This window comes from Lentzea albidocapillata (assembly GCF_000719115.1).
Taxonomy (GTDB): domain Bacteria; phylum Actinomycetota; class Actinomycetes; order Mycobacteriales; family Pseudonocardiaceae; genus Lentzea; species Lentzea albidocapillata.
This window is the reverse complement of sequence record NZ_JOEA01000103.1, coordinates 1-278: the sequence shown is the minus strand read 5'-3', so window position 1 is coordinate 278 and position 278 is coordinate 1. Positions and strand designations below refer to the sequence as shown.

General features: G+C 68.0%; 1 protein-coding gene. It reads right to left on the bottom strand.

The window, feature by feature from the left end; all coding sequences use genetic code 11:
* On the bottom strand, nucleotides 1-275 hold a 275-nt coding region (locus tag IG04_RS0142025), incomplete at its 3' end, for a DUF4396 domain-containing protein (RefSeq protein WP_157513152.1).
* Nucleotides 276-278 lie beyond the last annotated feature (3 nt).

Below are 278 nucleotides of genomic sequence, written 5' to 3'. Positions count from 1 at the left end.
GCCAGCATGATCCCGTTGTCGACGATCTCCATCACGGCGATCGACACGGTGTCCGCCGCGAACGCCACGCCGATGGCGGCACGGAGGGGCAGCCCGGACTTGAGCACGGGCCGGATGGTGAGCGCGTAGCCGAACACGAAGGCAAGGGCGACGGCGAGCGCGATGGTCGCCATGTTCGACCAGCCCAGCGCGGTGCCGATGACCATGCCGAGCACCTCACCGATCGCACAGCCGGTGAGGCAGTGCAGCGTCGCGGAGATGGCGAGCTTCGTCAGACT